At 67.5% G+C, this 25,397-nt stretch carries 31 protein-coding genes; 16 read left to right on the forward strand and 15 right to left on the reverse strand.

What is annotated here, in order from left to right; translation table 11 throughout:
• Window positions 1–214: 214 nt before the first annotated feature.
• Window positions 215–919 (forward strand): TetR/AcrR family transcriptional regulator C-terminal domain-containing protein, encoded by a 705-nt coding sequence (locus tag EV649_RS34345; protein ID WP_130387866.1) that lies wholly within the window; start codon window positions 215–217, stop codon window positions 917–919.
• Here EV649_RS34345 and EV649_RS34350 read toward each other — a convergent pair.
• From EV649_RS34350 to EV649_RS34360, 3 genes are read right to left on the reverse strand one after another with little or no spacing between them, the layout of a single operon-like run.
• A complete protein-coding gene (locus EV649_RS34350; protein ID WP_130387867.1) occupies window positions 916–2,202 on the reverse strand; it encodes a dihydrolipoamide acetyltransferase family protein in 1,287 nt (428 codons plus the stop codon). The genes EV649_RS34345 and EV649_RS34350 overlap by 4 nt on opposite strands.
• Window positions 2,199–3,185, reverse strand: a complete 987-nt coding sequence (locus EV649_RS34355) for an alpha-ketoacid dehydrogenase subunit beta (RefSeq protein WP_130387868.1) — start codon at window positions 3,183–3,185, stop codon at window positions 2,199–2,201. The genes EV649_RS34350 and EV649_RS34355 overlap by 4 nt, the downstream gene beginning before the upstream one ends.
• Window positions 3,185–4,273, reverse strand: a complete 1,089-nt coding sequence (locus tag EV649_RS34360) for a thiamine pyrophosphate-dependent enzyme (RefSeq protein WP_130387869.1) — start codon at window positions 4,271–4,273, stop codon at window positions 3,185–3,187. Before EV649_RS34360 ends, EV649_RS34355 begins: the two co-directional genes overlap by 1 nt.
• A 120-nt stretch (window positions 4,274–4,393) precedes the next feature.
• Between EV649_RS34360 and EV649_RS34365 the strand changes: the two genes are divergently transcribed.
• Entirely contained in the window at window positions 4,394–4,882 is a 489-nt protein-coding gene (locus tag EV649_RS34365) for an Lrp/AsnC family transcriptional regulator (protein ID WP_130387870.1), read from the forward strand.
• On the opposite strand, the gene EV649_RS34370 is transcribed toward EV649_RS34365, so the two are convergent.
• Entirely contained in the window at window positions 4,879–5,838 is a 960-nt protein-coding gene (locus EV649_RS34370; protein WP_130387871.1) for a LacI family DNA-binding transcriptional regulator, read from the reverse strand. The two genes, EV649_RS34365 and EV649_RS34370, sit on opposite strands and share 4 nt — an antisense overlap.
• A 78-nt stretch (window positions 5,839–5,916) precedes the next feature.
• Here EV649_RS34370 and EV649_RS34375 point away from each other — a divergent pair, with 78 nt between their 5' ends.
• A complete protein-coding gene (locus tag EV649_RS34375) occupies window positions 5,917–7,233 on the forward strand; it encodes a Gfo/Idh/MocA family oxidoreductase (protein WP_130387872.1) in 1,317 nt (438 codons plus the stop codon).
• A gap of 84 nt (window positions 7,234–7,317) precedes the next feature.
• On the opposite strand, the gene EV649_RS34380 is transcribed toward EV649_RS34375, so the two are convergent.
• Window positions 7,318–8,322, reverse strand: coding sequence for a magnesium and cobalt transport protein CorA (locus tag EV649_RS34380; RefSeq protein WP_130387873.1), 1,005 nt, complete (start codon window positions 8,320–8,322; stop codon window positions 7,318–7,320).
• 151 nt (window positions 8,323–8,473) lie between these two features.
• On the opposite strand from EV649_RS34380, the gene EV649_RS34385 reads away from it, so the two are divergent.
• Window positions 8,474–9,436: a 2-hydroxyacid dehydrogenase gene (locus EV649_RS34385; protein ID WP_130387874.1), complete on the forward strand. Its 963-nt coding sequence runs from the start codon at window positions 8,474–8,476 to the stop codon at window positions 9,434–9,436.
• An 85-nt stretch (window positions 9,437–9,521) separates the two neighbouring features.
• On the opposite strand, the gene EV649_RS34390 is transcribed toward EV649_RS34385, so the two are convergent.
• Entirely contained in the window at window positions 9,522–10,178 is a 657-nt protein-coding gene (locus EV649_RS34390; protein ID WP_130387875.1) for a hypothetical protein, read from the reverse strand.
• Window positions 10,179–10,214: 36 nt separating this feature from the next.
• Here EV649_RS34390 and EV649_RS34395 point away from each other — a divergent pair, with 36 nt between their 5' ends.
• Window positions 10,215–11,627: a serine hydrolase domain-containing protein gene (locus EV649_RS34395; protein WP_130387876.1), complete on the forward strand. Its 1,413-nt coding sequence runs from the start codon at window positions 10,215–10,217 to the stop codon at window positions 11,625–11,627.
• Here the strand turns inward: EV649_RS34395 and EV649_RS34400 are convergent.
• Window positions 11,624–12,508, reverse strand: coding sequence for an RNA polymerase sigma-70 factor (locus tag EV649_RS34400; RefSeq protein WP_130387877.1), 885 nt, complete (start codon window positions 12,506–12,508; stop codon window positions 11,624–11,626). The genes EV649_RS34395 and EV649_RS34400 overlap by 4 nt on opposite strands.
• Before the next feature lie 167 nt (window positions 12,509–12,675).
• Here EV649_RS34400 and EV649_RS34405 point away from each other — a divergent pair, with 167 nt between their 5' ends.
• On the forward strand, window positions 12,676–13,164 hold the full coding sequence (locus EV649_RS34405) for a carboxymuconolactone decarboxylase family protein (RefSeq protein WP_130387878.1): 489 nt from the start codon (window positions 12,676–12,678) through the stop codon (window positions 13,162–13,164).
• Between the two features lies 1 nt (window position 13,165).
• On the opposite strand, the gene EV649_RS34410 is transcribed toward EV649_RS34405, so the two are convergent.
• Together EV649_RS34410 and EV649_RS34415 are read right to left on the reverse strand one after the other, a co-directional pair.
• Entirely contained in the window at window positions 13,166–13,687 is a 522-nt protein-coding gene (locus tag EV649_RS34410) for a DinB family protein (RefSeq protein WP_130387879.1), read from the reverse strand.
• Between the two features lie 63 nt (window positions 13,688–13,750).
• Window positions 13,751–14,161 carry a VOC family protein gene (locus EV649_RS34415; RefSeq protein WP_130387880.1) on the reverse strand — a complete coding sequence of 137 codons (411 nt, stop codon included), beginning with the start codon at window positions 14,159–14,161 and terminating at the stop codon, window positions 13,751–13,753.
• A 119-nt stretch (window positions 14,162–14,280) separates the two neighbouring features.
• Here EV649_RS34415 and EV649_RS34420 point away from each other — a divergent pair, with 119 nt between their 5' ends.
• From EV649_RS34420 to EV649_RS34435, 4 genes are all read left to right on the forward strand, one after another.
• Window positions 14,281–14,655, forward strand: coding sequence for a VOC family protein (locus tag EV649_RS34420; protein ID WP_130387881.1), 375 nt, complete (start codon window positions 14,281–14,283; stop codon window positions 14,653–14,655).
• 166 nt (window positions 14,656–14,821) lie between these two features.
• Window positions 14,822–15,658, forward strand: coding sequence for a GDSL-type esterase/lipase family protein (locus EV649_RS34425; protein WP_198682852.1), 837 nt, complete (start codon window positions 14,822–14,824; stop codon window positions 15,656–15,658).
• Between the two features lie 55 nt (window positions 15,659–15,713).
• Window positions 15,714–16,469 (forward strand): hypothetical protein, encoded by a 756-nt coding sequence (locus EV649_RS34430; RefSeq protein ID WP_241999047.1) that lies wholly within the window; start codon window positions 15,714–15,716, stop codon window positions 16,467–16,469.
• 300 nt (window positions 16,470–16,769) lie between these two features.
• Window positions 16,770–18,662, forward strand: coding sequence for a heparinase II/III family protein (locus tag EV649_RS34435; protein WP_130387882.1), 1,893 nt, complete (start codon window positions 16,770–16,772; stop codon window positions 18,660–18,662).
• Here the strand turns inward: EV649_RS34435 and EV649_RS34440 are convergent.
• On the reverse strand, window positions 18,655–19,242 hold the full coding sequence (locus EV649_RS34440) for a DUF664 domain-containing protein (RefSeq protein ID WP_130387883.1): 588 nt from the start codon (window positions 19,240–19,242) through the stop codon (window positions 18,655–18,657). The genes EV649_RS34435 and EV649_RS34440 overlap by 8 nt on opposite strands.
• Before the next feature lie 59 nt (window positions 19,243–19,301).
• Here EV649_RS34440 and EV649_RS34445 point away from each other — a divergent pair, with 59 nt between their 5' ends.
• Window positions 19,302–19,772, forward strand: a complete 471-nt coding sequence (locus EV649_RS34445; protein ID WP_130387884.1) for an NUDIX hydrolase — start codon at window positions 19,302–19,304, stop codon at window positions 19,770–19,772.
• Here EV649_RS34445 and EV649_RS34450 read toward each other — a convergent pair.
• The gene (locus tag EV649_RS34450) at window positions 19,735–20,343 is read right to left on the reverse strand and encodes a hypothetical protein (RefSeq protein ID WP_130387885.1); all 609 of its coding nucleotides are present in this window, start codon (window positions 20,341–20,343) and stop codon (window positions 19,735–19,737) included. The two genes, EV649_RS34445 and EV649_RS34450, sit on opposite strands and share 38 nt — an antisense overlap.
• Window positions 20,340–20,894 carry a GNAT family N-acetyltransferase gene (locus EV649_RS34455; RefSeq protein WP_130387886.1) on the reverse strand — a complete coding sequence of 185 codons (555 nt, stop codon included), beginning with the start codon at window positions 20,892–20,894 and terminating at the stop codon, window positions 20,340–20,342. The genes EV649_RS34450 and EV649_RS34455 overlap by 4 nt, the downstream gene beginning before the upstream one ends.
• Before the next feature lie 129 nt (window positions 20,895–21,023).
• Between EV649_RS34455 and EV649_RS34460 the strand changes: the two genes are divergently transcribed.
• The 4 genes from EV649_RS34460 to EV649_RS34475 are packed head-to-tail and all read left to right on the forward strand — an operon-like array spanning window position 21,024 to window position 22,795.
• Window positions 21,024–21,383: a YciI family protein gene (locus tag EV649_RS34460; protein WP_130387887.1), complete on the forward strand. Its 360-nt coding sequence runs from the start codon at window positions 21,024–21,026 to the stop codon at window positions 21,381–21,383.
• A 21-nt stretch (window positions 21,384–21,404) separates the two neighbouring features.
• A complete protein-coding gene (locus tag EV649_RS34465; protein WP_130387888.1) occupies window positions 21,405–21,950 on the forward strand; it encodes a GNAT family N-acetyltransferase in 546 nt (181 codons plus the stop codon).
• A gap of 49 nt (window positions 21,951–21,999) precedes the next feature.
• Window positions 22,000–22,548, forward strand: coding sequence for an NUDIX hydrolase (locus EV649_RS34470; protein ID WP_130387889.1), 549 nt, complete (start codon window positions 22,000–22,002; stop codon window positions 22,546–22,548).
• Entirely contained in the window at window positions 22,508–22,795 is a 288-nt protein-coding gene (locus EV649_RS34475; RefSeq protein ID WP_130387890.1) for a hypothetical protein, read from the forward strand. Before EV649_RS34470 ends, EV649_RS34475 begins: the two co-directional genes overlap by 41 nt.
• A gap of 13 nt (window positions 22,796–22,808) precedes the next feature.
• On the opposite strand, the gene EV649_RS34480 is transcribed toward EV649_RS34475, so the two are convergent.
• Entirely contained in the window at window positions 22,809–23,276 is a 468-nt protein-coding gene (locus EV649_RS34480) for a hypothetical protein (RefSeq protein WP_130387891.1), read from the reverse strand.
• Window positions 23,277–23,288: 12 nt separating this feature from the next.
• Window positions 23,289–23,564, reverse strand: coding sequence for a hypothetical protein (locus EV649_RS34485; RefSeq protein WP_130387892.1), 276 nt, complete (start codon window positions 23,562–23,564; stop codon window positions 23,289–23,291).
• 76 nt (window positions 23,565–23,640) lie between these two features.
• Between EV649_RS34485 and EV649_RS34490 the strand changes: the two genes are divergently transcribed.
• A complete protein-coding gene (locus EV649_RS34490) occupies window positions 23,641–24,231 on the forward strand; it encodes an XRE family transcriptional regulator (RefSeq protein ID WP_130387893.1) in 591 nt (196 codons plus the stop codon).
• A 10-nt stretch (window positions 24,232–24,241) separates the two neighbouring features.
• On the opposite strand, the gene EV649_RS34495 is transcribed toward EV649_RS34490, so the two are convergent.
• Window positions 24,242–25,000: a DUF4389 domain-containing protein gene (locus EV649_RS34495; protein WP_130387894.1), complete on the reverse strand. Its 759-nt coding sequence runs from the start codon at window positions 24,998–25,000 to the stop codon at window positions 24,242–24,244.
• Between the last annotated feature and the right edge of the window lie 397 nt (window positions 25,001–25,397).

The following is a 25,397-nucleotide window of genomic DNA, read 5'->3' on the forward strand; positions in this document are numbered from 1 at the left end:
CGTCCTTCGATCCGGTCGGATCGGTCCCCCGACAGAACTCGACCTTGGCGATTGTGGTGATTCGGATCACCGGACGCAAGTCTCACGACCCCGACTCGCCGTGTTCATTACATTTCGCGACACACCGTTGCCGATGTGGACGAGGAGTAGTTGCCAGTCGCTACTAATACACCGTTTTAGGATCTGAAACGCCGTATTCGCTATGCTCCGGCGGATGGCGCGCGAAGCGGATCGACGGACCGCCCTGGGATCGGTGTGGCTGCGCGAGGAACCACCTCCGACGCGGGCGCGGCTGAGCCGGGAGGACATCGTCCTGACGGCGATCAAGGTGCTGGACCGCGAAGGTCTGAACACGTTCTCGATGCGGGTGATGGCGGCTGAGTTGGGTACCGCCGCGACGTCCGCGCTGTACTGGCGGATCGCGACCAAGAACGACCTGCTCGAGCTCGTCGTCGACACCGTGCTCGGCGACGCACTGATCCCGGCGGAGGGCGACTGGCGCGAGCAGGTGACTGCTGTCGTGCAGGCGGCGTACCGGGCGCTGTGGGAACACCCGTGGGCCGCGCAACTCCTGCCGACGCACGCGGGGCTCGGGCCGAACTACCAGGCGCTGACCGAACGCGTGCAGTCCATCCTCAACGACGCCGGCTTCAAGGGCACCCACCTGGACTCGGCGGTGTCGGCGATCTTCCACTACCTGATCGGGTCGGCGGTGACCGATTCAGCCTGGCTGTCGGTCGTACGGCGAAGCGGGCTGAACGAACTGCGCTGGGCAGACAGGTCGGCGGACCGGATGGGGGTCGATGCCGCGCACCTCGCCGCGTACCTCAACCGCGAGAGCACCGCCGGCCCGGAGGCACGCTTCGCCTCCGGGCTGCGGGTAATCCTCGTCGGCCTGCGGCCTCGCGAGATCTCCTAGAGGTCGGCGAAGGCGGACGCGGGGTTCTCGAAGGCGTCGGCGACGAAGCGGAGGAAGGCTGCTGCCGTACCGCCGTCGCAGACGCGGTGGTCGAACACCAGCGACAACTGGGTGAGCTTGCGGATGGCGAGCTCACCGTCGACCACCCACGGACGGTCGATGATCCGGCCGACGCCGAGGATCGCGACCTGGGGGTGGTTGATGATCGCCGCACTGCCGTCGACCCCGAAGCTGCCGTAGTTGTTCAACGTGAACGTCCCGCAGGTCAGCTCCTGCTGAGTCAGCCGACCGTCGCGCGCCGACGCGGTGAGGCGGCGGATCTCGGCGTCCAGACCGCGCGTCGTCAGCGCGTGAGCGCCCGCGACAGCCGGGACCATGAGCCCGCGATCCGTCTGCGCCGCGAGACCGAGGTTCACGCCGTCGTACTGGACGAGTTCCTCGCGTTCGGTGTCGACGTACCCGTTGAGCTCCGGATACTTCAGCAGTCCCGCGACCACGAACCGCGCCATCAGCGCGAGCAGCCCCGGCCCGGGGTCCGTTGCCGATCGCAACGATTCGCGGAGGTCGATCAGGGCGGTCGCGTCGACATCGACCCAGGTGGTCGCCTCGGGGATCTCGGCCCGGCTCCGGCTGAGCGTTGCGATCACGGCCTTACGGAACCCACTCATCGGAGTACGCCGCAACTCAGGCAGGCCGGTCCGCGACTCAGCCGACTGCACTACAGCAGGTTGGGGTAGGGCGGGCTGCGGCTCCGTTTGGAGGCGGCGGGCGATTTCCAGCTCGACGTCGCGGCGGACGATCAGGCCGTCGGGGCCGGAGCCCGTCAGCGCGCGCAGATCCACCTCGGCGTCGCGTGCCAACCGGCGTACCAGCGGGGAAACCACCAGGGGAACGCGGTTTTCCGGAACCTTTTCCGCAGCAGGCGCCATATTTCTTTCGGAAACCCGAGGCCGACGCCGGCGCCCAGCCCCGGAAGACTCGGACGTCCCATACCCGACCAGCACGTTCCCCGACCCGGCCCGCTCCTCAGCGCGGTACGCCGCACCATCCGGATCTCCCACCGTGATCAGCGGCTTCCCAACCGGGACCGTCGTACCAGCCTCGCCATGCAGCTCCTCGATCACCCCCGCATACGGACACGGCAGTTCGACGATCGACTTCGCGGTCTCGACCTCTGCGATCGGAGTGTCGACCGCGACCACATCGCCGACCTTCACGAGCCACCGGACGATCTCCGCCTCGGTCAGACCCTCGCCGAGATCCGGGAGAAGGAACGTGTTCACGAGTCCTCCCACTGCAGGTCGTCGACCGCGTCGAGGATCCGGTCGACGCTCGGGAGCTGGTACTTCTCCAGCTTCGGCGGCGGGAACGGGATGTCGAACGCGGTCACCCGCCGCACCGGAGCGGCCAGCGAGTGGAAGCACTTCTCGGTGACCCGGGCAACGATCTCCGACGACACGCTCGCGAACCCGCTCGCCTCGGCCACCACAACGGCCCGTCCGGTACGCCGTACCGCCGCGCACACCGTCTCGTCGTCGAACGGCACCACCGACCGCAGATCGACCACGGTCAGCTGCCGCCCCTCAGCTGCGGCAACCTCGGCCGCCTCCAACGCGACCGGAACGGCCGGACCATAAGCAATCAACGTCGCGTCCGCACCATCCCGCCGTACGACGGCCGTGCCGATCCCCGGCTGCGACTCGGTGAGGTCGACCTCTTCCTTGGCCCAATAGAGCTTCTTCGGCTCCATGAAAACAACAGGATCCGGAAACTCGATTGCCCTACGCAACAACCCGTAAGCGTCCGCGACGGTTGCCGGCGTCACCACAGTCAGCCCGGGCGTGTGCGCGAAGTAGCTCTCCGACGAGTCGCTGTGGTGCTCGACGCCGCCGATGCCGCCGCCGTACGGGATCCGGATCACCATCGGCAGCTGTACGCGGCCGCGGGTCCGGTTGCGCATCTTGGCGACGTGCGAGACGACCTGCTCGAACGCCGGGTACCCGAACGCGTCGAACTGCATCTCGACCACCGGGCGCATCCCGTTCATCGCCATCCCGACCGCCATGCCGACGATGCCGGCCTCGGCCAGCGGGGTGTCGAAGCACCGCTTGTCGCCGAACTCCGCGGTCAGCCCGTCGGTGATCCGGAAGACACCGCCGAGCGCGCCGACGTCCTCACCGAACATCACCACCGACTCGTCGGCCGTCATCGCGTCCCGCAGTGCCTGGTTGAGCGCCTGCGCCATCGAGATCTTCGTGTGCGTCATCAGGCCTCCTCGCGGGCGAGCTCGTCGCGGAGGAATGCAGCCTGCTGCTGCAGTTGCTGCGTCTCCGCGGCGTACAGGTGGGCGAACAGATCCGCCGGATCCACCTCCGGCTCCGGCATCAGCCCGTCACGCAACTGCGCGGCGACCTCCACTGCGCCGGCCTCAGCAGTCACCCGAACGTCGTCGTCCAGCCAGCCCTGCTGCTCGAGGTACGTCGTGAGGCGCTCGATCGGATCGCGGTCCAGCCACGGGGCGACCTCGTCGTCCTGGCGGTACCGGGACGCGTCGTCCGCGTTGGTGTGCGCCTGTACGCGATACGTGTGCGCCTCGATCAGCTGCGGGCCTTCGCCGGCGCGGGCCTTGTCGACGGCCTGTCCGAGTACGGCGAGGAGGCCGGCCAGGTCGTTCCCGTCGGCGCGTTCGCCCGGGACGCCGTACCCGATGCCCTTGTGCGCAAGGGACGGCGCGGCGCTCTGCCTCGAGAGCGGCACGGAGATCGCGTACTCGTTGTTCTGAATGAAGAACACGACCGGCGCCTGGAAGACCGCCGCGAAGTTGAGGGCTTCGTGGAAATCGCCCTCGCTGGTGCCGCCGTCGCCGACGAGCGCCATCACGACCGTGTCCTCGCCCTTCAGCCGGGCCGCATGCGCGACGCCGACCGCGTGCGGGAGCTGGGTCGCGAGTGGGGTCGCCTGCGGCGCCACCTTGTGCTCGTACGGGTCGTAGCCCGAGTGCCAGTCGCCGCGGAGCAGCGTCAGCGTCTCGATCGGGTCGACGCCACGGCTCATGATCGACACCGAGTCGCGGTACGTCGGGAACAGCCAGTCGCCGTCGCGCAGCACCATCGTCGCCGCGAGCTGACAGGCCTCCTGACCGAAGGACGACGGGTAGACCGCGAGGCGGCCCTGGCGGACCAGAGCGCTCGCCTGGTCGTTGAACCGGCGGCCCCGGATCAACTGTGTGTAGCCGTCGAGCAGGGCTTCCTTGGTGGGCAGCCGGTACGACGGGTGGTCGTGCGGTACGCCGTTCTGATCGATCAGACAGACGGGTTCCGCGGAGGGGAGCAATTGCTCCTCGACGGTGGTCATGAACCCTCCAGCGCAGGAGACGGACGGTAGCCACATCGTCGTCCCTCCTGGCCAAGTGGATCTATAGCTGGAATTATTGAGAGACGTTTGGCCCGCATCCGAGCCGAGGAGGTCGTGCGAATGTCCGACGAGGTGATGGTCCACCGGGCTGGTCCTGGACAGATTGTCGTCGCTCCAGCGCTCGACGAGATCGATCGACAGATCATCGAGGCGCTCGGCCGGGACGGACGGCTGTCGATCCGGGCCCTCGCCGACGAGGTGCACATCTCCCGGGCGAACGCCTACGCGCGGGTCGAGCGGCTCACGAACACCGGCGTGATCACCGGTTTCACGGTCACCGTCGACCCGCTCAGACTCGGTCTGGCAACGTCGGCGTACGTCACTCTCAGTCTCCGCCAGAGCTCCTGGCGCACCCTCCGCAAGCAGCTCCAGGCGATCCCGGAGATCAAGCACATGGCGCTGGTCGGCGGTGACTTCGATGCGATCCTGCTGGTCCGCGCCGCCGACAACGAGGGCCTCCGCCGCCTCGTTCTGGAGAAGCTTCAGGCGATCCCCGAGGTCCTCGCGACCCGTACGGCGCTGATCTTCGAGGACGTCGGGACGCTCTAGCAGCCGCAGGACCTGCGCAGGATCAGTTCGGTCGGCACGGTCAGGGCCTCCATCGACTCCTCACCGTCGATCAGCCGGCGGACGGCCTCGCGCGCCACCAGCTCGACCGGTTGGCGTACGACGGTCAGCGGCGGCCAGGTGTACTCCGTTTCAGGAGTCCCGTCGAAGGCCACGACCGCGATGTCATCCGGCACTCTCAGGCCCGCTTCATGGAGGGCTCGCAGTACACCGATCGCCTGCAGATCCGAGCTCGCGAAGATCGCGGTCGGCTCCGCCTCCAGCAAGGTCTGCGCTGCGCGGTACCCGCCTTCACGAGAGAACGTCGTACGCGCGATCGGACCCTCCTGCAGACCGGCGGCCGCCAGCGCGTCGCGCCAGCCGAGCTCGCGTTCGGGGTGGCCCGCGCCTCCGATCACCAGGCCGATCACGCGATGACCGTGCGAGATGAGGTGCTCGACACCCGCCCGGGCGCCGTCGCGGTACGCCGGCCGCACCGAGCTGACCGTCGGCAGCACGCGGTTGATCGCGATCACCGGAACCTCGACGTCGTCCAGCGACGGATCCGCGGTGGGCGCCACCAGCACGAGCCCACTGACCTGGCGCGTGAGCAACTCGGCGATCTTCGCCCGCTCGGTGACCGGGTCCCCGTCGGCGCTCGTCTGCAGTACGACGTACCCGCGCGCCGCCGCCTCGCGGTCGATCGCCTTCGCGAGCTCCGCGAACAACGGGTTTCCCCCGTCCGGCGTGATCAGCCCGAACGTCCGCGTCGTACCCATCCGCAACGCCCGCGCGGTCGCGTTCGGCCGGTACCCGAGCGCGCGGATCGCGTCGAGCACCCGCTCCCGGGTCTCCGGGGCGACCTTCCGCGGGCCCTCGTTCACGACGTAGCTGACGACGGCCGTACTGACTCCGGCGTACTCCGCCACGTCGTTGCGGGTCACCGGATCCTTGGGCATGCAGTGATGGTACGACGGTTGACCGGTCTGGAAAGCGATTGCTAGCGTCGGTGTCTACACGAGTAGAAGGAGTCCACCGTGGCCAGACGCTATGCAGTCGCCGGGACCGGTTCGCGAGCGCAGTCGTACATCCGCGCGATCCTCCAGGAGCACCCCGAGGAGGCGGAGCTGGTCGCCCTGCTCGACCCGAACCCGGGCCGGCTGGCGTTCCACCAGGGCAAGCTGACCGAGCTCGGCGGCCCCGAGCTCCCGCAGTACGGCGCCGACGACCTGGAGCGGATGGTCAAGGAGCAGGCCGTCGATCGTGTCGTCGTGACCAGCCCCGACTACACCCACGCGTCGGTCGTGTCGCGGCTGCTGCGGGCCGGTGCGGACGTGATCGTCGAGAAGCCGCTGACCATCGACGCGGACGGGACCCGGCAGATCGTCGACGCGATGAACGAGTCGGGCAAGTCCGTGGTCGTCACGTTCAACTACCGCTACTCACCGCGGAACAGTGCGCTGCGGCAGCTGATCCAGGACGGTGAGATCGGGCAGGTCACCAGCGTCGAGTTCCAGTGGGTGCTCGACACCCGGCACGGCGCGGACTACTTCCGCCGCTGGCACCGCGAGAAGAAGAACTCCGGCGGTCTGCTGGTCCACAAGGCGTCCCACCACTTCGACCTGGTGAACTGGTGGATCGCCTCGACGCCGACCCGCGTGTTCGCGTCTGGCGGGCTCGCGTTCTACGGCTCCGAGAACGCGGCGGCCCGCGGCCTCGGCGAGCGTCCGGCGCGCGGCACGATCGACGGTGCCGCCGACGACCCGTGGCTGCTCGATCTGCGCACCGACGACACGAACCGGCAGTTGTACTACGAGAGCGAGAAGTACGACGGGTACCTGCGCGACCAGGACGTGTTCGCTCCGGGGATCACGATCGAGGACAACATGTCCGTGATCGCGGAGTACGCGAACGGCGCGCGGCTGAGCTACTCGCTGAACGCGCACTCGCCGTGGGAGGGGTACCGCGTTTCCGTCAACGGCACCCTCGGCCGCGCCGAGCTGGAAGTGGTCGAACGGGCTGCGGTCGTCGACGACCAGATCGACCCGAGCTACCCGTCCGACCGCGTGATCGCCGGTGACGTTCGCACCAACGGCGAACGGCTCGTGCTGCAGAAGCACTGGGCACCGGCCGTCGAGGTCGAGATCCCCCGCGGCGAAGGCGGCCACGGTGGCGGCGACAAGCTGATCTACAACGACCTCTTTGTTGGCCCCGGCAACGATCCGCTGGGTCGCGCCGCCGACGTCAACGACGGCGTCCGCGCCGTCGCGGTCGGCATCGCAGCCAACCAGTCACTCGCCACCGGCCAGCCAGTCGTCGTCACCGACCTCAACCTCGGCGGCTGGGGCGCCTAACCCGGTCTCCCGAAGGATCTGCTGGACGGTCACGTCGATCACCGTCTCGCACGGCCACTCCAGCAGATCCCTCGGCCGGGTACCTCAGGCGGCTTCTCGCCTTGCTGCTCGTTGGCGGCGGAACCAGATCGCCAGGGCGATGCACGGGATCAGAAGTCCGCCGACGCCGAGGACGATGAAGTCCCATTCGGCTCCGATGTGGTCGACGAGCCAGCCGAAGTTCTGGCCGAAGAAGCCGGTGACGAAGGTCAGTGGGAGGAAGACCGTGGCGAGGATGGTGAGCTGCTCGATCGTCGCGTTCTGCCGGACGCTGACCTTGGTCTGCTCGACACCGATCACCGCCATGTTCGCCTCCAGGACGGTGGCGAGCAGGTCGCGCTGAGCGGCGACCTCCTCGTTCACGAGCACGAGGTGGTCGTGCACGTCCCGGAAGTAAGGCAGCAGGGCGGTGTCGCGGGCACCGCGCTCCAACGTGGCTAGCACTGCTAGCAGCGGGTGTACGGCGCGGTAGAAGTCGGTCACCTCGCGGCGCAGGAAATAGATCCGCTCGGTCGGGGCGACCGACCCGGCGAACACCGTCCGCTCGACCTCCTCGATGTCCCGCTCCAGTTCCGCGACGACCGGGCCGTAGCCGTCGACGACCTGGTCGAGGATCGCCCAGAGCACCGAACTCGTGCCGCACTCCAGCAGCTCGGGCCGCTGCTCGAGCCGGATCCGCGCGCCGTGCAGGTCACTGGCCACGCCCTGACGGACGGTGATCACGAACGCCGGCCCGACGAAGACGCTGACCTCGCCGAAGTCCACTTCCTCGCGCTCGTCGTCGTACCGGGCGGTGCGGAGGATGACGAGGCGGATGTCGCCCTCGTACGGCTCGACCTTGGGGCGGAGGTGAAACGTTTGCGCATCCTCGACGGCCAGCTCGTGCAGGCCGAAACTCTCCCGGACCTCGGTGAGTTCCTCGGCGGTGGGCTCGTACATGCCCAGCCAGACGAACCCGCCGGCCCGGCAGCTCGCGGCGGCGTCCGCGACCGACATCGCCTCGACGTGCTGGCGGCGTCCGTCCCGGTAGTAAGCGCAGTCGATGATCATGGTGGCCTCCTCCCCTGATCGTCGTCGCTTTGGGCGCCGAGGCAACAGTGGCTCGGGCGAAGCGGGGGTGAACATCGGGTTCCTGTCCAGGCCGTGAGAAATCCGGGTCGGGTTGCTGGTCCGGCCGCAGATGGTCGACAAGGATGAAGGCATGGGACTACCAGTCGTACTGATGCCAGGACCGATGCACGAGGCCGTCGCCCCCGGGTTGGACGGTCACTGCGAGCTGATCCGGCTCTGGGAGGAGAGCGACCCGGACGCCGTACTCGCGGCCCGCCGGGACGAGATCGTCGCCGTCGCCACGGGCGGTACGGCGATCGACGGCCCGTACCTCGACCGCCTGCCCGCGGTCCGCCTGGTCGCGAGCTTCGGCGTCGGCTACGACCGCATCGACGCGACCGCCGCTGCCGAGCGCGGGGTCATTGTCACCAACACTCCGGGCGTCCTGGACGACGAGGTCGCGGACACCGCACTAGGTCTGCTGCTGATGACCGTCCGCGAACTGGGCCAGGCCGAGCGGTACCTCCGCGACGGCAAGTGGGCCGGCGGCGGACCGTACCCGTTGACCCGCGCAACCATGCACGGACGCCGGATGGGCATCCTCGGCCTCGGCCGCATCGGCCAGGCGATCGCGGACCGCGTCCAGCCCTTCGGCATCACCGTTGCCTACCACAACCGCAACCCGAAGGACGTCTCGTACCAGTACTACCCGTCGCTGGTCGAGATGGCCGCCGACGTCGACGTACTGATGATCGTCATCCCCGGCGGCGACACCACCCGCCACCTCGTCAATGCCGAAGTACTGAAGGCCCTGGGCCCCGACGGCATCGTCATCAACGTCGCCCGCGGCACGGTCGTCGACGAACAGGCTCTCGTCGACGCCCTCCGCACCAACACCATCCACGCCGCCGGCCTGGACGTCTTCGAACACGAACCCAAGGTCCACCCCGACCTCCTCACCCTCCCCAACGCCGTTCTCCTCCCCCACGTAGGTTCCGCCACCATCCCGACCCGAACCGCGATGGCCAACCTCGTAGTCCAAAACCTCACCACCTACCTATCCAAAGGCACCCCCGTAACCCCCGTCCCCGAGTCCACCGCCCTACTCCCCTAACCGCAGTCGGGGTCCGGGTGGGGAATGCAGCGCACCTGGAACGTCCAGCAGGAGTCCCCGGTCATTGCTGCGCAAACAGCTGTAGTCACGGCGAGGTTGGGTGGCCGTACTGCGTGACGTACGACTGCTGGTTCGGGGTCAGCGGGGTTCGGTCGACTGCGGTTCGGTAGAAGATTTCGTTGTCCATCCACCAGCGCCAGGTGAACTCGGCGAACGAGTTGGCGACTACGACGTACTCGCTGGGTTCCTGCTGGTCGTCGTCAGGGTCGGGGGTGAAGCCGGCGGAGGACGTTGTGCCGACCACGGCGGAGGTGCCGTCGTCGCCGAGGTAGAGCAGCCAGTGGTAGACCCATTGGGAGTCCGAGATCAGGTGCAGGAGGCGGCCGCCGTCGACTGGGACGGTGAAGTCGCCGAGGTCGAAGTACGAGTCGGTGGCACTTCTCAGTCGGTCACGTAGCCCTTCGTCCAGGAACCGTGCGAAGTCGTCGGGCACGGTCGCGCGATCCCCGAGAAGATCAGCCACAGCCTGCACCGACAGATCCCGGACGGCATCTTCGGAGGCACCCGCCAGGTAGTCCTCGGGATGGCGGGGCGCGTCGCGCAGCCATCCGAGGTCGGCGACATCGATGGGCGTGGGCGGGAGCTCGTGGTAGCCGACGTACGTGGCGAGGATTCGCTCCGAGTACGTGCCGGGGACCTGGATGGTCACCCATCGACGCGGCAACTGGGCCAGAAAAAGCACAGGCCTACCGTCCCACAGCGTTGTTAGTGTTCCTGGATGCCTGCCCTGTTGCCGCGCTCGACGCCCACCGCGGCGGGCGTTTCGGCCCGTTCGATCGTCGAGCTGCTGGATCGGCTCGAAGCAGAGTCCGTCGAGTGTCACTCGATCATGGTCGTACGTCGCGGTCACGTCGTCGCGGAAGGCTGGTGGGCGCCGTACTCGGCCGAACGCCCGCACCTGCTCTACTCGCTGACCAAGTCGTTCACCTCGATCGCTGTCGGGCTCGCGATCGCCGACGGACTGCTCGCGCTGGACGATCGGTTGGTCGACGTACTGCCCGACCACGTTCCGGATGACGTCTCCGAGCAGGGCCGCCGGATCACCGTTCACCACCTGCTGTCCATGACGGCCGGCCACGCCGAGGACAGCCTCGAACAGGCCTGGCAACTGGAGCCGGGCGATCTGGTGAAGGGCTTCCTCCGTACGCCGTTCGCCGCGCCGGAGGGAACGCAGCACACCTACGACAACTCGACCACGTTCATCCTGGCCCGGATGGTGGAACGGGTCACGGGCCGCGACCTCCGGGAACTGCTCGACGAACGCATCTTCCAGCCGATGGGCATCGACCACGCCGAATGGGACCGGGTGGCGAGCGGCGCCGCGTTCGGATTCCACGGGCTGCACCTCACCACCGAGGCCGTCGCCGCCTTCGGTGAACTGCTGCTACGCGGCGGCCTCTGGCACGACCGCCAGCTCGTCCCGCGCGAGTGGGTGGAGCTGGCGACCAGCCGGCACATCGAGACCCTGCAATTGGCGGACGGCTCGCTCGACGCCGACTCGACTGCCGGATACGGGTACCAGTTCTGGATGTCGCGTGACGGGTACCGCGGCTACGGCTCCTTCGAGCAGCTTTGCATGGTCTATCCCGAGCAGGATCTGGTCGTCGCCGTGACGGCCGGCGATGGCCCGTCAGGGGCAACGCCCAACGCCGTTCGGGAGTGTCTGCTGCCCGGCCTGGATGACGCCGGAAGCACCCGGGACGACGAGATCCTCGCCGATCGGCTGCGGCAGTTGTCGTTCGCACCGGTGCCGGGTTCGGCCGCCCCGGAGCGTTCTGTCAAGGCGAGACTCGACGGCTCCGCAGCGGATTCGCCGCTGCCCGACGGCACCACCGTGACCGTCGATCCCGTGGGCGGTGGATGGCGACTGCGACTCGGGCCTCTCGACTTCGAGGTCGGTCACGGCGAATGGCGGGAGAGCTCGCCGCTCGGCCGTCCTGTGATCGCGACCGGCGCCTGGCAGGACGACACGTTCGTCGCCGAACTGTTCGTCATCACCACCCCGCACCGGGTCCGCCTGGCAGTAGAAGCGGGGACCGCGGTCGCGACCTGGAACACCGTGCCCCTGACCGGTCCCAACCTGGTGCTGCATGTGCAGTCGCCATTGATGACCCGGCCTGACGTCTCCTAGCGCGTCAGGAAGGTCTCTTCCGTGAGGTGGGCGAGCTTGGCCGGATTCCGTACGGCGTACAGCCCGGCGATCTTGCCGTCTTCCACGTGGAGAACGGTGACCGTGTCCACCTCGTCGGTGAAGCGGAGGATCAACGCGGGTTGCCCGTTGATCTGGGTGATTTCGAGGGAACCTTCGGCCAGACGTTCCACGGCCAGCGCGAGGAGGCGGGCGACCTTCTCGGCGCCGACGACCGGCCGCGGAAGGGCCTGGACCACGCCGCCGCCGTCGCCCAGGAAGACCACGTCAGGGGCGAGGATGTCGACCAGGCCCTGGATATCGCCGGTGTTCACAGCGCGCTGGAACGCTTCCAGGGCGTCGCGGGTCTCGTGGGCGGAGACAACGCCGCGCGGGCGGCGGGCGGCCACATGGGAACGGGCACGGTGGGCGACCTGGCGGACGGCTTCGGGGGTCTTGTCGACGGCCTTGGCGATCTCGTCGTAATCGAGGCCGAACACCTCGCGGAGCACGAACACGGCGCGTTCCGTCGGCTTGAGTGTTTCGAGGACCAGCAGCATCGCCATCGAGACGCTGTCCGCGAGTTCGACGTCCTCGGCGACGTCCGGGGCGGTGAGCAGCGGTTCGGGTAGCCAAGGGCCGACGTACGACTCCTTGCGGCGACCGAGGGTGCGGAGGCGTTGGAGGGCCTGGCGGCTGGCAATCCGGACCAGGTACGCGCGGTGGTCCTGCACCGTGTCGAGGTCCACCTTGACCCAGCGCAGCCAGGTCTCCTGCAGTACGTCCTCGGCGTCCGCGGCCGAGCCGAGGAGTTCGTAGGCGACGGTGAACAGGAGGTTGCGATGGGCAACGAAGGCCTCGGTGGCCCGGTCCGTACCGGTCATGGTCTGGTCTCCTCGTACGCGCGTGTGTCACCCATCAGATGCCGCTCGGCCGGATTCTGTGACATCTCCGGCGGTATGGCGCTCGTCACGTTGTCAGGTCGTCACGGGAGTCGCGCCGGCGGCATCTCGTGTTCGTCCAGTACATCCCATGAGTGAGGACGACGACGATGGAACCCCGTATCGACCTGATGCAGAACGCACTCGGCGGCAAGCTCGCGAAGCGGCTGTTCGCGGTCCACACCCTCCTGCAGGAGACCGGCCTGCCGACTGCGACCCAGAACCTGGTGATGCTGCGGGCCAGTCAGATCAACGGCTGCGGACACTGCATCGACATGCACGCGAAGGAGGCCGCGGCCGAGGGTGAGACCGCGACTCGCCTGAACCTGGTCGCCGGATGGCGCCACTCGACGGTGTTCACCGAGGAGGAGCAGGCTGCGTTGGCGATGACCGAAGAGGCGACCCGGCTCGCCGACGCGTCCGAGGGGGTCTCGGACGAGACCTGGGCCCGGGCCCAGAAGTACTACGACGAGAACCAGCTGATCGGGCTGGTCACGCTGATCGCCATGATCAACGCGACCAACCGGATGGCCGTCACCCTCAACCAGCTCGGCGGCTCCTACGAAGCCGGCCTGGCGGCAACCGTGATCAGCAGCTGACCTACTCCGCCGCGGCGGCCGCCGGAAGGTCCCAGATGCGCTCGGTCTCCCAGGCGTATTCCCAGGCTTGGATGTCGGGGGGCTCGATGCCCATGCCGGTGAGGATGGCGCAGACCTGTTCGCGGTGGTGGTTGGCGTGGTTGATCGCTTGGGCGACGAAGATGCCGGCGCGGGTGCCGCGGGTGTTGTCGTCGACGATGATCACGCGTTCGACGTCGAACGGCTGCGTCAGGAAGACCTCCCACAGTGCACCCAGGTCGGCATTCCAGCGACCGAGGGTTTCCAGGTCGGTCGCCGGTTCGCCGTCGACGAATTCGACCGGCCGGTCGACGATCCGGCGCAGGTAGCTGCCGTCGCAGCGGACGATGTGGTCCAGGGTCGCGAGAATGCCGCCGTACGTTCCGACGCCGGTCATCTCGAGTTGCTCAGCGGTCAGGTTCTGGGCGAGGCAGAACCTGATCAGGCTCCCGGTCGCCCAGTTGTTGTGCCGGATCGGGTCGTACAGCACGTCGTTGAGTCCCATACCCGACCAAGGTAGCCGCGCGACGCTCCCCGGGGACACCGAATTTCCCCGGGGAGGCGGGTGTCAGCTCGCCGCGATGTTGACCATCCAGTTGATGCCGAACCTGTCGGTGACCATGCCGAACTCGTCGCCCCACATCTGCTTCTCGAGCGGGACCGTCACCTTGCCGCCGTCGGCGGACAGCTTCTCGTAGTAGCCGCGCAGCTCGTCGCCGTCGCCGCTGAGGCTGATCACGATGTTCTCGCCCGGGTTGTACGGCATGCCCTGCGGCGTGTCGGCCGCCATCAGGGTGAACCCGCTCGGGGTCTCCAGCTGGCTGTGCATCAGCTTCTCGTCGTCGTCCGGTCCGTGACCGGCGCCGAACTCCTTGAAGGTGTTCGAGGACACCTCGCCGCCGAAGACCCCCTGGTAGAACTCCATCGCCGCACGCGCGTCGCCATCGAACTGGATGTACGGATTGAGCCGAGATGCCATCGAACTGTCCTTCCCCCAAACGGCCGGACCCTCTGGCCCGGCGCCCTGTTCCGCACAGTAGACCCGGCCGCCGACAGTTCGCGACCCCCTGAAACCCGCCGTCCGGTTAAGGTCTCGGCATGTTGCTGCGACACATCACGATCGATGCCGGAGACCCCTACAAGCTCGCGCAGTTCTGGAGTACCGTGACCGGCTGGCCGGTGGCCGACGGGGACGTGCCCGGAGATGACGAGGTACTCGTGCCGGCGCCGGCGCCGGTTCCCGGGCTGCTGTTCATCAAGGTCCCGGAAGGAAAGACCGTCAAGAACCGGGTGCACCTCGACTGGGGCCCGACGGAGCGTACGCGGGACGAAGAGGTCCAGCGGATCCTGTCGCTCGGCGGCACGATCTACGAGGACCACCGGGTCCCGGACGGCCGTGGCTGGGTCACGATGCACGACCCCGAGGGCAACGAGTTCTGCGTCGAACGCAGCGAGGCGGAGCGCGCAGGCTGACCTACTCGTCCCGCAATCTACCCAGGATTTGGGTCTTCGGGGATCCTGGTGTGGGGAACCGGGGGGTTCGCTCCGGGGTGTTGGGGGTAGGAGCATGCAGCGAATTCGGGGGTCACCGCGTCATGTGTGTATAGGGACACGGCGACGGAGGCTGGGGGGCGTCAGGATGTTGCATCAGGTACGGGAACAGCCGGGTCACGCACAACATGGGAAGCCGTCCGCGCTGCGGGCGTTCCTGGGGTCGGTCGTCGCGATCGTCGTGACGCTGCTCGTGGTGGCGTTGCTCGGCGGCGTGCTCGTCGTACTCGATCCGCGGTCGACGAGCGCCGACACCACGGTCGGCGGGTCGTACAGCGTTCCGTCGAGCGGGCCGGGGCGCTACGGATCGGGCACGCTCGGCCCGTGGCAGAAGCTGATCCACCGGATCAGTCCCGAGGACCAGATCCGCGAGGTGCTCGCGTTCGACGGGGTCTTCATGTTCGGCGACAGCATCGCCGTACAGGACAGCTCCGCGCTCGAGCGGTTGCTGGCCGATCGCACCGGCGACTCGATCGCCTTCCACGACTGGTCCGGGCAGTCGGCGTCGGCGGCGGTCGACGCACTCGAAGAGTGGTCGCGTAGCTACGGTCTGCCGCGGCGGATCGTGATGGCGGTCGGTACGAACGACATCTTCGACCCACCCGCGTTCGCGGCACAGGTCGAGCGCGCGCTGCGGATCGCGGGGCCGGACCGGACGGTGTACTGGGTGAACGTGTACGTGGACCGCACCAAGCATCCGGCCGCCGTACGGGATGCCGATCTCGCCAACAGCGCGTGGATCAATCAGCAGCTGCAGGACGCGGCGCTCCGGCACCCGAATCTGCGGATCATCGATTGGTCCGGGTTCCTCATGTCCCGGCCGAACCGCCCGGCGCAGTACCTGCGCGACGGCGTCCACACCAGTCAGCCGGTCGGCGGCTCCGCCCGCAACGAACTGATCGCGGACGCCATCCAAACTCGCTAGCCCGCGTGCCAACCGCAGGGCCGACCTCCGCGTGAACAGAGCTGAGGAGGTAGGCATGTTCATCAAACGCTGGTCGGCCTCGGCCGCCGTCATCGTGGTCCTGACCGCGTTCCTCCTGGCGCTGCTGCATCTCGAAGCCCCGTCCGCGCATGCGAAGGCCGCCGCACCGGTCGTCAGCTCGGGAACGTACGGATCCGGCGCGCTTGGATCCTGGCAGGCGAACAACCGCGTGATCTCGAGCAGCACGGAGGTCCGCCACGTCGTCGCCGCCGACGGCGTAGTCCTCTTCGGGGACAGCATCGCCGTACAGGACGGCGCGGCTCTCGGGCGGCTCCTCGGACAACAGCTGGGTACGTCGTTCGCGCAGTACAGCTGGGCCGGCCAGCCGACGTACGCCGCTGTCGACGCGATGGAAGCCTGGGCTCGCGAGTACGGCCTCCCGCGGCGGATCGTGATGGCGGTCGGGTCCAACGACATCTTCGACCCACCCGCGTTCGCGGCACAGGTCGAGCGCGGGCTCCGGATCGCCGGCCCGCAGCGGACGGTGTACTGGGTCGACGTACAGGTCTCCCGCACCGACGAACCGACCGCGGTCCAGCTCGCCGATCAACGCAACAGCGAGTGGATCAACCTGCAACTGGCGCAGGCGGCACTGCAGCACCCGAACCTGCGGATCGTCCATTGGGCCGAGTTCCTCGCAGCACGTCCCGACCGGCTGCACACCGACCTGCGCGACGGCCGGCACACGACCGTGCCGGACGGCCAGAACGCGCGGAACGCCCTGATTCTGCAGGCGATCCGGCCCAGCTGACGCTGCCCTTCCGGGCAATCGGGAACCGAAGTCGCCGATCCGCGCAACTTTTCGGACCACTCGCGACATCTATGAGGTAGAGGAATCAATCTGACCTCGGGGGGAACCGATGGCGACGTACCTGACAGGAGCTGACCGGCAGATTTGATGCCGGGTGCAACCTTCGACGACTCGCTCCGCGTTTTCCGAAGTACCGCGACTCAGCGACACAACCACCTGACTCTGTCCCGGGGATCGCCCCACCCGAATTCAGGTCTAGGCCAGAATAGTCATGCCTTCGGGTATAGGGGGAGGACCACGATGCCTGCGAGACATCTGCGCACGTCCAGTACGACGCTGCGACTCACGATCGCGTTGCTCGCGAGCGTCGCCGTGCTGGGCGCCGTACTGGTGATCCCGTGGGGCAGCTCCGAGCCGGAGGCCGCTCCGGACCCGACCGTGAGTCACACGCCCGAGCCGCCGACCGCCCCACCGGCGCCGGTGCGGCAGAACGTCTACACGTGCCCGGCGTACAGCGGAATCGACCACAAGAACCCGGTCGCCAACCTCTACAAGGACACATTCACGTGGGGTACGACGGCGCCGACCAAGGTCGGTGACGGCAAGGGGAACATCAACTGGCGGATGAACCCGCCCAACAACCCCAGCTGGTACATGTGGCTGCACTCGCTTCGTTGGCTGGGGCAAGGAATCGACGCCGCCGCGGCCGGCGACAAGGCCGCGCTGCAGCGGGTCAGCGCGATCACCCACGACTGGGTCAAGGACAACCCGTACTCATGGAAGTCCGACGTCGGCGCGTACGAGTCGACGATGCACCGCACCAACGTGCTGATCTGCCTGCGGCAGGCGGTTTTGTCGGGGCTGCACGTGGCGCGGCTGCCGCTGACGTACGCGTGGCTGGACAAGGCGCTGATGCAGCACGCGTGGTTCCTGCAGAAGAACTACAGCGGCGACTGGAACCACGGCACCGACGAGAGCCTGGCGTTGTTCGGGATCGGGTGCACGCTGCAGCGCGACGATCTGAAGAAGATCGCGTCCGACCGGCTGACGAGTGCGATCAAGACGTCGATCGACACGCAGGGTTCGACGAACGAGCAGTCGACGGCGTACGCGCAGTTCAACTACGTGCTGTGGGGACGGGCGATCGACGTACTGCGTAAGTGCGGAGTCGACCCCGGTACGACGATCACGGCACGCCGGCGGGAACTCGCGAAGTGGCTCGCGCTGGCGACCAACTCGCTCGGGAACCTGCCGCAGCTCGGCGACTCCGAGGTGGTGCGCACGGTGCCCGTCACCGGGACGGTCCTCGAGTACGCCGGTACGCTCGGCGCCCGCGGGATCCGGCCGACGCAGCGGATCGGGATCTTCGACGCCGGGTACATCTTCGGACGGACCGGATGGGGCGAGAAGCGGCCGTTCACGCAGGAATCGACGTACAGCATCCGGTTCGGGCCGTCGCAGAAGCTGCACGGGCACAACGACCACACGTCGATCACGTACACCTCGCGCGGGCGCGACATCCTGATCGACGGCGGGCACGCCGGGTACAAGGTGGACGACTGGCGGTTCTGGGCGAGGAGTCAGTTCGCGCACAACGAGATGGTCGTGAAGTCGGCGACCGGGCATCCGGAGACCAAGCTGGTGCGGTCGTCGATCAAGGCGACGTCGGAGTTCTACGAGCTGCACGACTCGCCGGGCGCCGGGATCGACCGGACGCGCGACGTGCTGGTACTGAAGGATCCCGATCTGATGGTGGTGCTGGATCGCGGTTCGTCGGCTGCGGAACAGGAGTACTCGACGCTGTGGCATCTGCCTGCGGACCAGAAGGTGGTTATCAGTGGCAACGATCGGGCGGTGGCCGCGCGGCCGGGTGACAAGGTGAAGACGACGCTGCTGCAGATCCCGTTCCAGCAGGAGACGACGCCGATCGAGGTGACGACCGGGCAGCAGGATCCCATCCAGGGCTGGCACTACACGACGATCGACAAGCGGCTGCCGTCGCCGGTGGTGAAGTTCAACCGGTCCGGGCAGAACGCGAGCATCCTGTCGGTGATCGCACCGACCCGCACCAACGCGACAGTGTCGTACACGACGTCCTTGCAGGGCTCGCGGATGATCGTGAACCTGACGGTCGACGGCGTGACGACGGTGATCGGCGTCGCGGCGAACGGGACTCTGCAGCGGATCAAGTAGTCGTCTTGGGGCCGACCGGCTTCCAGTCGCTTGGCGGGTCCTCGCCGACGCGGCCGTCGACGGCTTCGCGGATCAGGTCGGCGTGGCCCGTGTGGCGGCCGTACTCCTCGATCAGGTCGCAGACCAGGCGGCGGAGGCTCGCGTGCCGCCCGTCCGGCCAGGTGATGTCGGCCGGCTGGTCGAGCCCGCCGTCGGCGATCGCCGCCGTCAACGTCTCCCGGGACCGCGCGACCGCACCGTCCCACAGGGCGTACAGCTCGGCCGGCGAGTTGTCGGCGGCGGAGTTGAACTCCCAGTCGTTGTCGTCGCGCCAGCCGTTCTCCAGCCACGGCCCGCTCATCGGCTTCCCGCGGAACTTCACGTCGAACATGTAGTCCTCGTTCGCCGCCAGATGCTTCATCAACCCGCCGAGCGTGATCGACGACGCCCCGATGCGGGTGTTCAACCCGTCCGCGTCGAGCTCGTCGACCTTGTACCTGAACGTCGTACGCAACCGGTCCAAAGCCCCCACCAGGTGCTCGACGTCACTCCCCGCCAACGGCGGCTCCCACCACGGCGAAACCCACGCATTCTCACTCATGACAGCACGGTAGATCCGATTCCGGACGCTCCCCTTCCGGAACTGCAATACTCGCCCGCATGCAGCGATATGCCGGTGTGATCGCACGGTACGACGGGATGGTCGCGGTGGTCCGGGAGCGGTACGAGGCCTGGGATGCGCCGTACTGGAATCTCCCGAGCGGGGCCGTCGAGGACGGTGAGAGTCCAGCGGAGGGGGCGGTGCGGGAGCTGCGCGAGGAGTCGGGGCTGGTCGCCGCGGCGGGAGATCTCGAGCTGGTGTGGACGACCCGGACGACAGCTGAGGGTCGCGTGACGTCGCGGTCCTGGAACTACGTCGTGGACGTGAGCGATCCCGCGTTCGCGGTCGACGATCCGGACGGGTCGGTGATGGAGGTTCGGTGGGTCCCGGTCGAGGAGGCCGTGCTGCTGTTGGGCAAGATGCCGTACCCGCCGATCGCCGTACCTGCGGTCGACTACCTGGCGTACGGCGTCCGCGGGCGGGACTGGGGATTCACTCTCGACGGGGAGACGTGGAGCTGGAATCAGTGAGCCAGCCGGTGCGTTCGTAGATGTTGCGGTCGCCGAGCCAGTCGCGGTATTCGTCGTACGACGATGCGCCACCGTCCAGCACCGCCTGGTACAGCCAGTAGCCCCGTGCGCGCTCGCCTCGGGTCGCGGCCTCCTCTTTGATCGCGAGGATCGTGTCGCGGGTGGCCGGCGTGAGTACGTCTCGGAGCGCTTCGGCCAGCGGTCCGCCGCCGATCGCCTCGGGGCCGAACACCCAGATGTCCACTGTCCACGTGTCATCGGGCGTTTCGTATTCGAGCTTCCAGTACTGGCCTTGCTCGTGGCGGTCGCGCGCGTCGAGATAGGTGATCCGGCGTACCTGCGGGAGCTCCGCGAGGACGCTCATCACGGCGAACCCGTCCGCGACGCATGGCTCTTCCGAGCGGATCTCCAGGTCGATGTCCGGGTCCACGACTAGCTCGATCGCCACGGAGCCGACGACGGCCACCTCGCCGTACGCGCTCCACCGCTCGATCAGGTCCAGGTTCCGCAGCAGCTCGTGCGCCGCCTGCAGTCTTGCCTCCGCGCGGGCGGCGCGGGCTTGGGCGTTCACAGGCTTCGGCGTACGACGACGTTGCGTTTGGCCGACGTACGGTCCTCGGCGTACGTCGTGAAGCCGGCGGCGAGGAACGTGCTGAGTACGCCGCGGCCGGGATCACCGGGCAGCGCCTTCACCGGGTACGCCTCCACGATCCGCGCACCCGAGTTCCGCGCGTACTCGACGGCCGCGTCGACCATCGGCGAGGTCAGCCCTCGCCCGCGGTACCCAGCCTTCACGAACAGGCAGTTGATCGCCCAGATCGTCTCGTCGTCCGGCTCGTCGATCGGCAGCGTCCGCGAGTGGACGATCGCGTAGTACTCCGTCCGCGGGGCGACGGCGCACCAGACCGCCGGGCGTTCATCGACGTACCCGATGAGCCCGACCGGGACGCCCGCCTCGACGAAACCCTCAAGTGTGGCGCGGTTCTCGGCGTTCCCGTTCGCGGCAACTGTTGCTGCTGGCAGCCGACGGGCCATGCACCAGCATCCCCGCGTCCCGCCGCTCGGCCCGAACAACTCGACCAGGTCCTCCCACCGCGCCTGATCAACCGGGTGCGCCTCCATCCGCGCATTCAACCACGCACCACCGGCCTGCTTCGGGTGATTTGCGGCGTCGTGTCGGATCCTGGGTTCGCCGTTCGTTGCAGGGGTGAGCGGCGACCAAAGGAGGTCGCCGAGACGAGGAGTGACGAGATGCCGCGATACCTGATCTCGTTCGAGAAGGGCGCGATGGACCACATCCCGGAGGAAGACTTCCCCGAGGTGGGCAAGGCCTCTCGCGCGGTGTGTCAGGAGGCGAAGGACGCCGGCGTGTTCCGGTTCGGCGGCGGGCTGAGCTACGACGACGGCGACGTCGAACACGCGGTGGTCGGCACCGACGGACTGGTAACGGACGGCCCGGACCCGGAGAGCAAGGAACTCATCGGCGGCGTCCTGATCGTCGACGTCCCGACCCGCGAAGAGGCCCTGAACTGGGCCGCCAAGATCGCCACCGCCTGCCGCTGCCCCCAGGACGTCCGCAAATTCATGTACGACCCCGACCCGATCGAGTGACGCGCGGCTAGGGTGGCGGCGATGAAGAGCGAGCTCGAATCCGTCGCCTGGCCGCCCGACCCGATCAAGACCGCGCGCCTCGTGCTCCGCGAGCCCGAGGCGCGCGACCGTACGGCGATCATCGAGCTGCTCGCCTCGCCGGAGGCAGGCACGTACATCGGCGGCCCGCAGTCCCGCGACGATCTCGAGCGCACGATTCCGGAGGTACCGCGGCGACGTACCGGCCTGTTCGTGGTCGACCTCGACGGAGCGATGCTCGGCATGGTCACCCTCTACCAACGCGACCCGAACCACCCCGACCAGGTCCGCCCGGAACTCGCGTCGGTCGAACTCGGCTACCTCTTCCTACCGTCCTCCTGGGGCCACGGCTACGCCGCCGAATCCTGCGCCGCCACCCTCACCTGGTTCACCACCGCCCGCCCCGGCGAACCCGTGGTCCTAACCACCCAGTCCGCCAACCTCGCCTCAATGCGCTTCGCAACCAAACTCGGCTTCACCGAGGCAGCCCGCTACGAAGCCTGGGGCGCCGAACAGTGGCTCGGCCTCTGGACTCCGCCCAACAACTGACAGACCCCAGGTCAGGAGACGTCCACGCGAGTTGTGGTTGGCTGGCAGCGTGAGCGATGACGGTCATTTCACCGCGAGACTCCCAACCAAACGTATGGCTGCCGACTGCTTGATCACGGATCAAGCGAACCGGTTGCTCGTGCTCAAGCCGCCTTACAAGCCGACCTGGGATATCCCGGGCGGAGTTGTCGAACGCGATGAGTCGCCGCGCCTCGCCGCCCAGCGTGAGGTTGTGGAGGAGATCGGTCTCTTGGTCGAGCCAGGCAGGCTGCTCGCCGTCGATTGGATCCCGCAGTCAGGAGACTTCACGGAGATCGTCGCGTTCCTGTTCGACGGCGGGGTGCTGGCACCGGCCGACATCGAGCGGATCGTGCTCCAGCCGACGGAGGTCACGTCCTCCAGGTTCGTCACACTCGATGAGGCCGCGCATCTTCTCGACCCAGAACAGTTCGCACGCGTCGCGGCCGGCTTCAAGAACCGACGGACGCCGGACGCCGTGTACCTCGAGAACGGCGTTGCGAGTACCTCGGCAACCGTCGTACGCGAGGATTGTGGCCATGGAGATCAGTCCGCGGCTAACTCGCTGGATCAATCGTGAGTTCCTCGAGGGCACTGCGGAGATGGTGTTGGCGGAGCTTCGTGAGTTGCCCGAGCAGGTGATCGGCGGCCAGGACCCTGAACGAATCCACGCTGCACTCGTGATCCGCACAGCCGGCGACTGGTACCGGTTCCAGCAGTACGTCGCTCTCGCCAAGTCGGACTGGAGAGACCTCTTGATGGGCGCCGACCTGGGCCACGAAGACTGGCCGGATCGGCTCGACGCAGTGCTTGGAACCGACAAGTAGGCGCATCACCCTGTTAGCGCCAGGCGTCGCCAGGGGTCCGGGCGTAGCGCCGCCAGGTGTAGCGCCACGGGATGACGGCCACGATGAAGACGACGACGGTGCAGTTGATCAGGACGCCGCGTGCTTCGGTGCTCAGGTCGTTGGCGATCAGGTGCGGAATCCCGACCGTACCGACCCAGATGACCTTCCAGGCCACCTCGAACAGCAGGATCGGCAGCATCCGCACCGGGTACCTGAGCCCGAGGAAGGCCAGCAACGACATGCCCGTCAGCAGACAGGCGACAACTCCTTCCATCACCGGCAGCGATCGAACGTCCTGAACCACAATCGGCCACTTGACGATCGCCAGCCCCACCCCCATCAACGCGTACCCGAGCCGCATCACGTTCATCCGCCGGACAGTCAGTTCCTGGTCGCGAGGTGCGCCGGGCGCCCGTACGCGCGGTTCGCCGCTAACGGCGGTGTTGTCTCGTGCACTCATGACGTTCCCTTCCTAGTGATGGTTGCGGGTCAGCAGGCGCCGGCGCAGCCGGTGCAACTGCGGCATCAGCCCGTAGATCACGATCGGTACGGCGATGGTCGCCAGGACGAACGTCCGCACGACCGGCGTCAGCGTGCCGAGCCAGTCGCCGAGAACGAGGTTGAGAGCGGTAAGGGTCGGGAACACGGCCAGCCAGATCATCAGGGCCAACTGGTGCTTGGACGGCGGTCCAGGTGTGGCGGACTGCGACGTCGGAATGGGCTTCGAACCGAGCGATGGTGTGGTCATGGTCCAAGGCTGGCGCTGAGTCGGAGGTTCGGCTACGAAGGTTGCTGTTTGTGGGAAATGGGCGTCAGATGAGCTTGTGGAGGACACCTCAGCGGCGGAGATCGCCGCGGTGCTCGAGAGGGTCGGGGGACGGCTCAAGCGACTGCGCGCGCAGCGCAGGATGACCCTGGCCGAGGTTTCGACAGCGACGGGGATCTCGAAGAGCACGATGTCGCGGCTCGAGACCGGACAGCGGCGGCCGACCCTGGAACTGCTGCTGGCGTTGTCGCAGGTGTACAGAGTGCCGCTCGACGACCTCGTCGCCGCGCCGGTGCAGGGCGATCCGCGCATCCGCCTCAAGCCGGGTCGCGTCAAGGGCCGGACAGTGATCCCGCTGACGCAACAGGCAGAGGGCACGCAGGCGTGGAAGATCGTCATTCCGAGCAGCAAAGGCACCCCCGAGCTCAGGGCCCACGACGGCCACGAGTGGATCTACGTGCTGTCCGGCCACATGCGCCTCGTCGTCGGCGACGACGACTGGGTGCTCGGACCCGGCGAGGTCGCCGAGTTCAGCACCCAACAGCCGCACTGGTTCGGCAGCACCGGCCACGAACCCGCGGAGATCCTCAGTATCTTCAGCCGCCCCGGAGAACGGATGAGTGTCCGGGAAACGACACCGCACGCTTAGCGCAGGTGGCTCAGGGTGTGCCGCCCGGAGCCGCGTCAGCGTCCGACGCCCTGAGCATGTGCTCGGAGCTTGGGTCGCGTGATGGAGGCGGTACGGCGAGGATGGGATCGCTGCCGCCTTGGTCGAGGCGGAACGGCGGGTACACATCGGTCATCAGGGCCGCGTAGCCCGCGACCCGGAGAGCCCAGCGGTTCATTCCCAGGATCACGTCGTACAGGGATCGAGGGTAGGCGCCGGTGAAGGCCAGGATGACGGCGGCGATGATCACCAGGATTCCGACGAGGCCACCGCTGCCGCCGATGTTCCATTGCCAGTTGTCGGACCGGTTCGCAGCCCACATTCCACCGCCGACGAAGATGCCGACGATGATGTAGTGCGGTATCGCGAGCAGCCACCACTTCACCAGAACGAGGCCTCGGGACAGGTGTTCGGGGTAGTCGACCGACAGGTGCGCGGGATAGTCCTCGACCTCGGCCAGCGTGAACGGCGGGTACTGGTCGGTGCCGAGTGCTCCATAGGCGTAGTAGTTCACGCGCCACGACCACCGCATCACGCCGACGTTGTAGTTGAAGATGGCGCGTGGATAGCGGCCGGTGAACAGGATCGCGAAGAACGCCACGACCGAGCTGACCATGAAGCCGATCCACAGGAACAGCAGGACGACGTAGTGCGGGATCACAAGGATCCACTTGACCAGCCAGAGCCACCTGGACGATTTCGGATCCGGCGCGGCGTTCACATGCACCGGGTACACAACAGATGTTGTCATCAGAACCATTTCTCCAAAGGGCTTGCACAACGGATGAAGCGGGGTCGTCTGCTTCTCACCCCAGAGGTACCGGGGTGTGTCCTTCGACCTCAGGAGATCTCGTCGCTGTGACCGTTGACGGCTTGAAGCCCTTGGCGATGAGCCAGACGGCAAAGCTGACCTTCTGAGCTCCCTTGCAGGCAGCACAAGACCCCGGCGTCCGTGTCCGTCAACGACGAACACGCCCGACACCCCCACCCACATACGCCCCGTGTTGCTCACCATCCTCGGGAGAACCATCCCTGTCAACGTTGAGGTCAGCCGTCCGAGGGAGGGCTGGGCGGTGGGTTGACGCGTGCTGGTCACGGACAGAGTTGATGGTGGGGCCCATGCTGAGGTCAGCGCGGTCAGATCTTGC

This window comes from Kribbella sp. VKM Ac-2569, from assembly GCF_004216905.1.
Lineage (GTDB): Bacteria > Actinomycetota > Actinomycetes > Propionibacteriales > Kribbellaceae > Kribbella.

Coding starts and splice junctions, on each gene's coding strand:
- EV649_RS34365 (WP_130387870.1), top strand. CDS start 4,394: ATGTCCGACGAGGTGATGGTCCACCGGGCTGGTCCTGGACAGATTGTC.
- EV649_RS34370 (WP_130387871.1), bottom strand. CDS start 5,838: ATGCCCAAGGATCCGGTGACCCGCAACGACGTGGCGGAGTACGCCGGA.
- EV649_RS34440 (WP_130387883.1), bottom strand. CDS start 19,242: ATGAGTGAGAATGCGTGGGTTTCGCCGTGGTGGGAGCCGCCGTTGGCG.
- EV649_RS34385 (WP_130387874.1), top strand. CDS start 8,474: ATGGGACTACCAGTCGTACTGATGCCAGGACCGATGCACGAGGCCGTC.
- EV649_RS34380 (WP_130387873.1), bottom strand. CDS start 8,322: ATGATCATCGACTGCGCTTACTACCGGGACGGACGCCGCCAGCACGTC.
- EV649_RS34435 (WP_130387882.1), top strand. CDS start 16,770: ATGCCTGCGAGACATCTGCGCACGTCCAGTACGACGCTGCGACTCACG.
- EV649_RS34455 (WP_130387886.1), bottom strand. CDS start 20,894: ATGGAGGCGCACCCGGTTGATCAGGCGCGGTGGGAGGACCTGGTCGAG.
- EV649_RS34495 (WP_130387894.1), bottom strand. CDS start 25,000: ATGACAACATCTGTTGTGTACCCGGTGCATGTGAACGCCGCGCCGGAT.
- EV649_RS34360 (WP_130387869.1), bottom strand. CDS start 4,273: ATGACCACCGTCGAGGAGCAATTGCTCCCCTCCGCGGAACCCGTCTGT.
- EV649_RS34425 (WP_198682852.1), top strand. CDS start 14,822: ATGTTGCATCAGGTACGGGAACAGCCGGGTCACGCACAACATGGGAAG.
- EV649_RS34480 (WP_130387891.1), bottom strand. CDS start 23,276: ATGAGTGCACGAGACAACACCGCCGTTAGCGGCGAACCGCGCGTACGG.
- EV649_RS34485 (WP_130387892.1), bottom strand. CDS start 23,564: ATGACCACACCATCGCTCGGTTCGAAGCCCATTCCGACGTCGCAGTCC.
- EV649_RS34445 (WP_130387884.1), top strand. CDS start 19,302: ATGCAGCGATATGCCGGTGTGATCGCACGGTACGACGGGATGGTCGCG.
- EV649_RS34420 (WP_130387881.1), top strand. CDS start 14,281: ATGTTGCTGCGACACATCACGATCGATGCCGGAGACCCCTACAAGCTC.
- EV649_RS34465 (WP_130387888.1), top strand. CDS start 21,405: ATGAAGAGCGAGCTCGAATCCGTCGCCTGGCCGCCCGACCCGATCAAG.
- EV649_RS34415 (WP_130387880.1), bottom strand. CDS start 14,161: ATGGCATCTCGGCTCAATCCGTACATCCAGTTCGATGGCGACGCGCGT.
- EV649_RS34430 (WP_241999047.1), top strand. CDS start 15,714: ATGTTCATCAAACGCTGGTCGGCCTCGGCCGCCGTCATCGTGGTCCTG.
- EV649_RS34355 (WP_130387868.1), bottom strand. CDS start 3,185: ATGACGCACACGAAGATCTCGATGGCGCAGGCGCTCAACCAGGCACTG.
- EV649_RS34395 (WP_130387876.1), top strand. CDS start 10,215: ATGCCTGCCCTGTTGCCGCGCTCGACGCCCACCGCGGCGGGCGTTTCG.
- EV649_RS34400 (WP_130387877.1), bottom strand. CDS start 12,508: ATGACCGGTACGGACCGGGCCACCGAGGCCTTCGTTGCCCATCGCAAC.
- EV649_RS34410 (WP_130387879.1), bottom strand. CDS start 13,687: ATGGGACTCAACGACGTGCTGTACGACCCGATCCGGCACAACAACTGG.
- EV649_RS34460 (WP_130387887.1), top strand. CDS start 21,024: ATGCCGCGATACCTGATCTCGTTCGAGAAGGGCGCGATGGACCACATC.
- EV649_RS34475 (WP_130387890.1), top strand. CDS start 22,508: ATGGAGATCAGTCCGCGGCTAACTCGCTGGATCAATCGTGAGTTCCTC.
- EV649_RS34405 (WP_130387878.1), top strand. CDS start 12,676: ATGGAACCCCGTATCGACCTGATGCAGAACGCACTCGGCGGCAAGCTC.
- EV649_RS34345 (WP_130387866.1), top strand. CDS start 215: ATGGCGCGCGAAGCGGATCGACGGACCGCCCTGGGATCGGTGTGGCTG.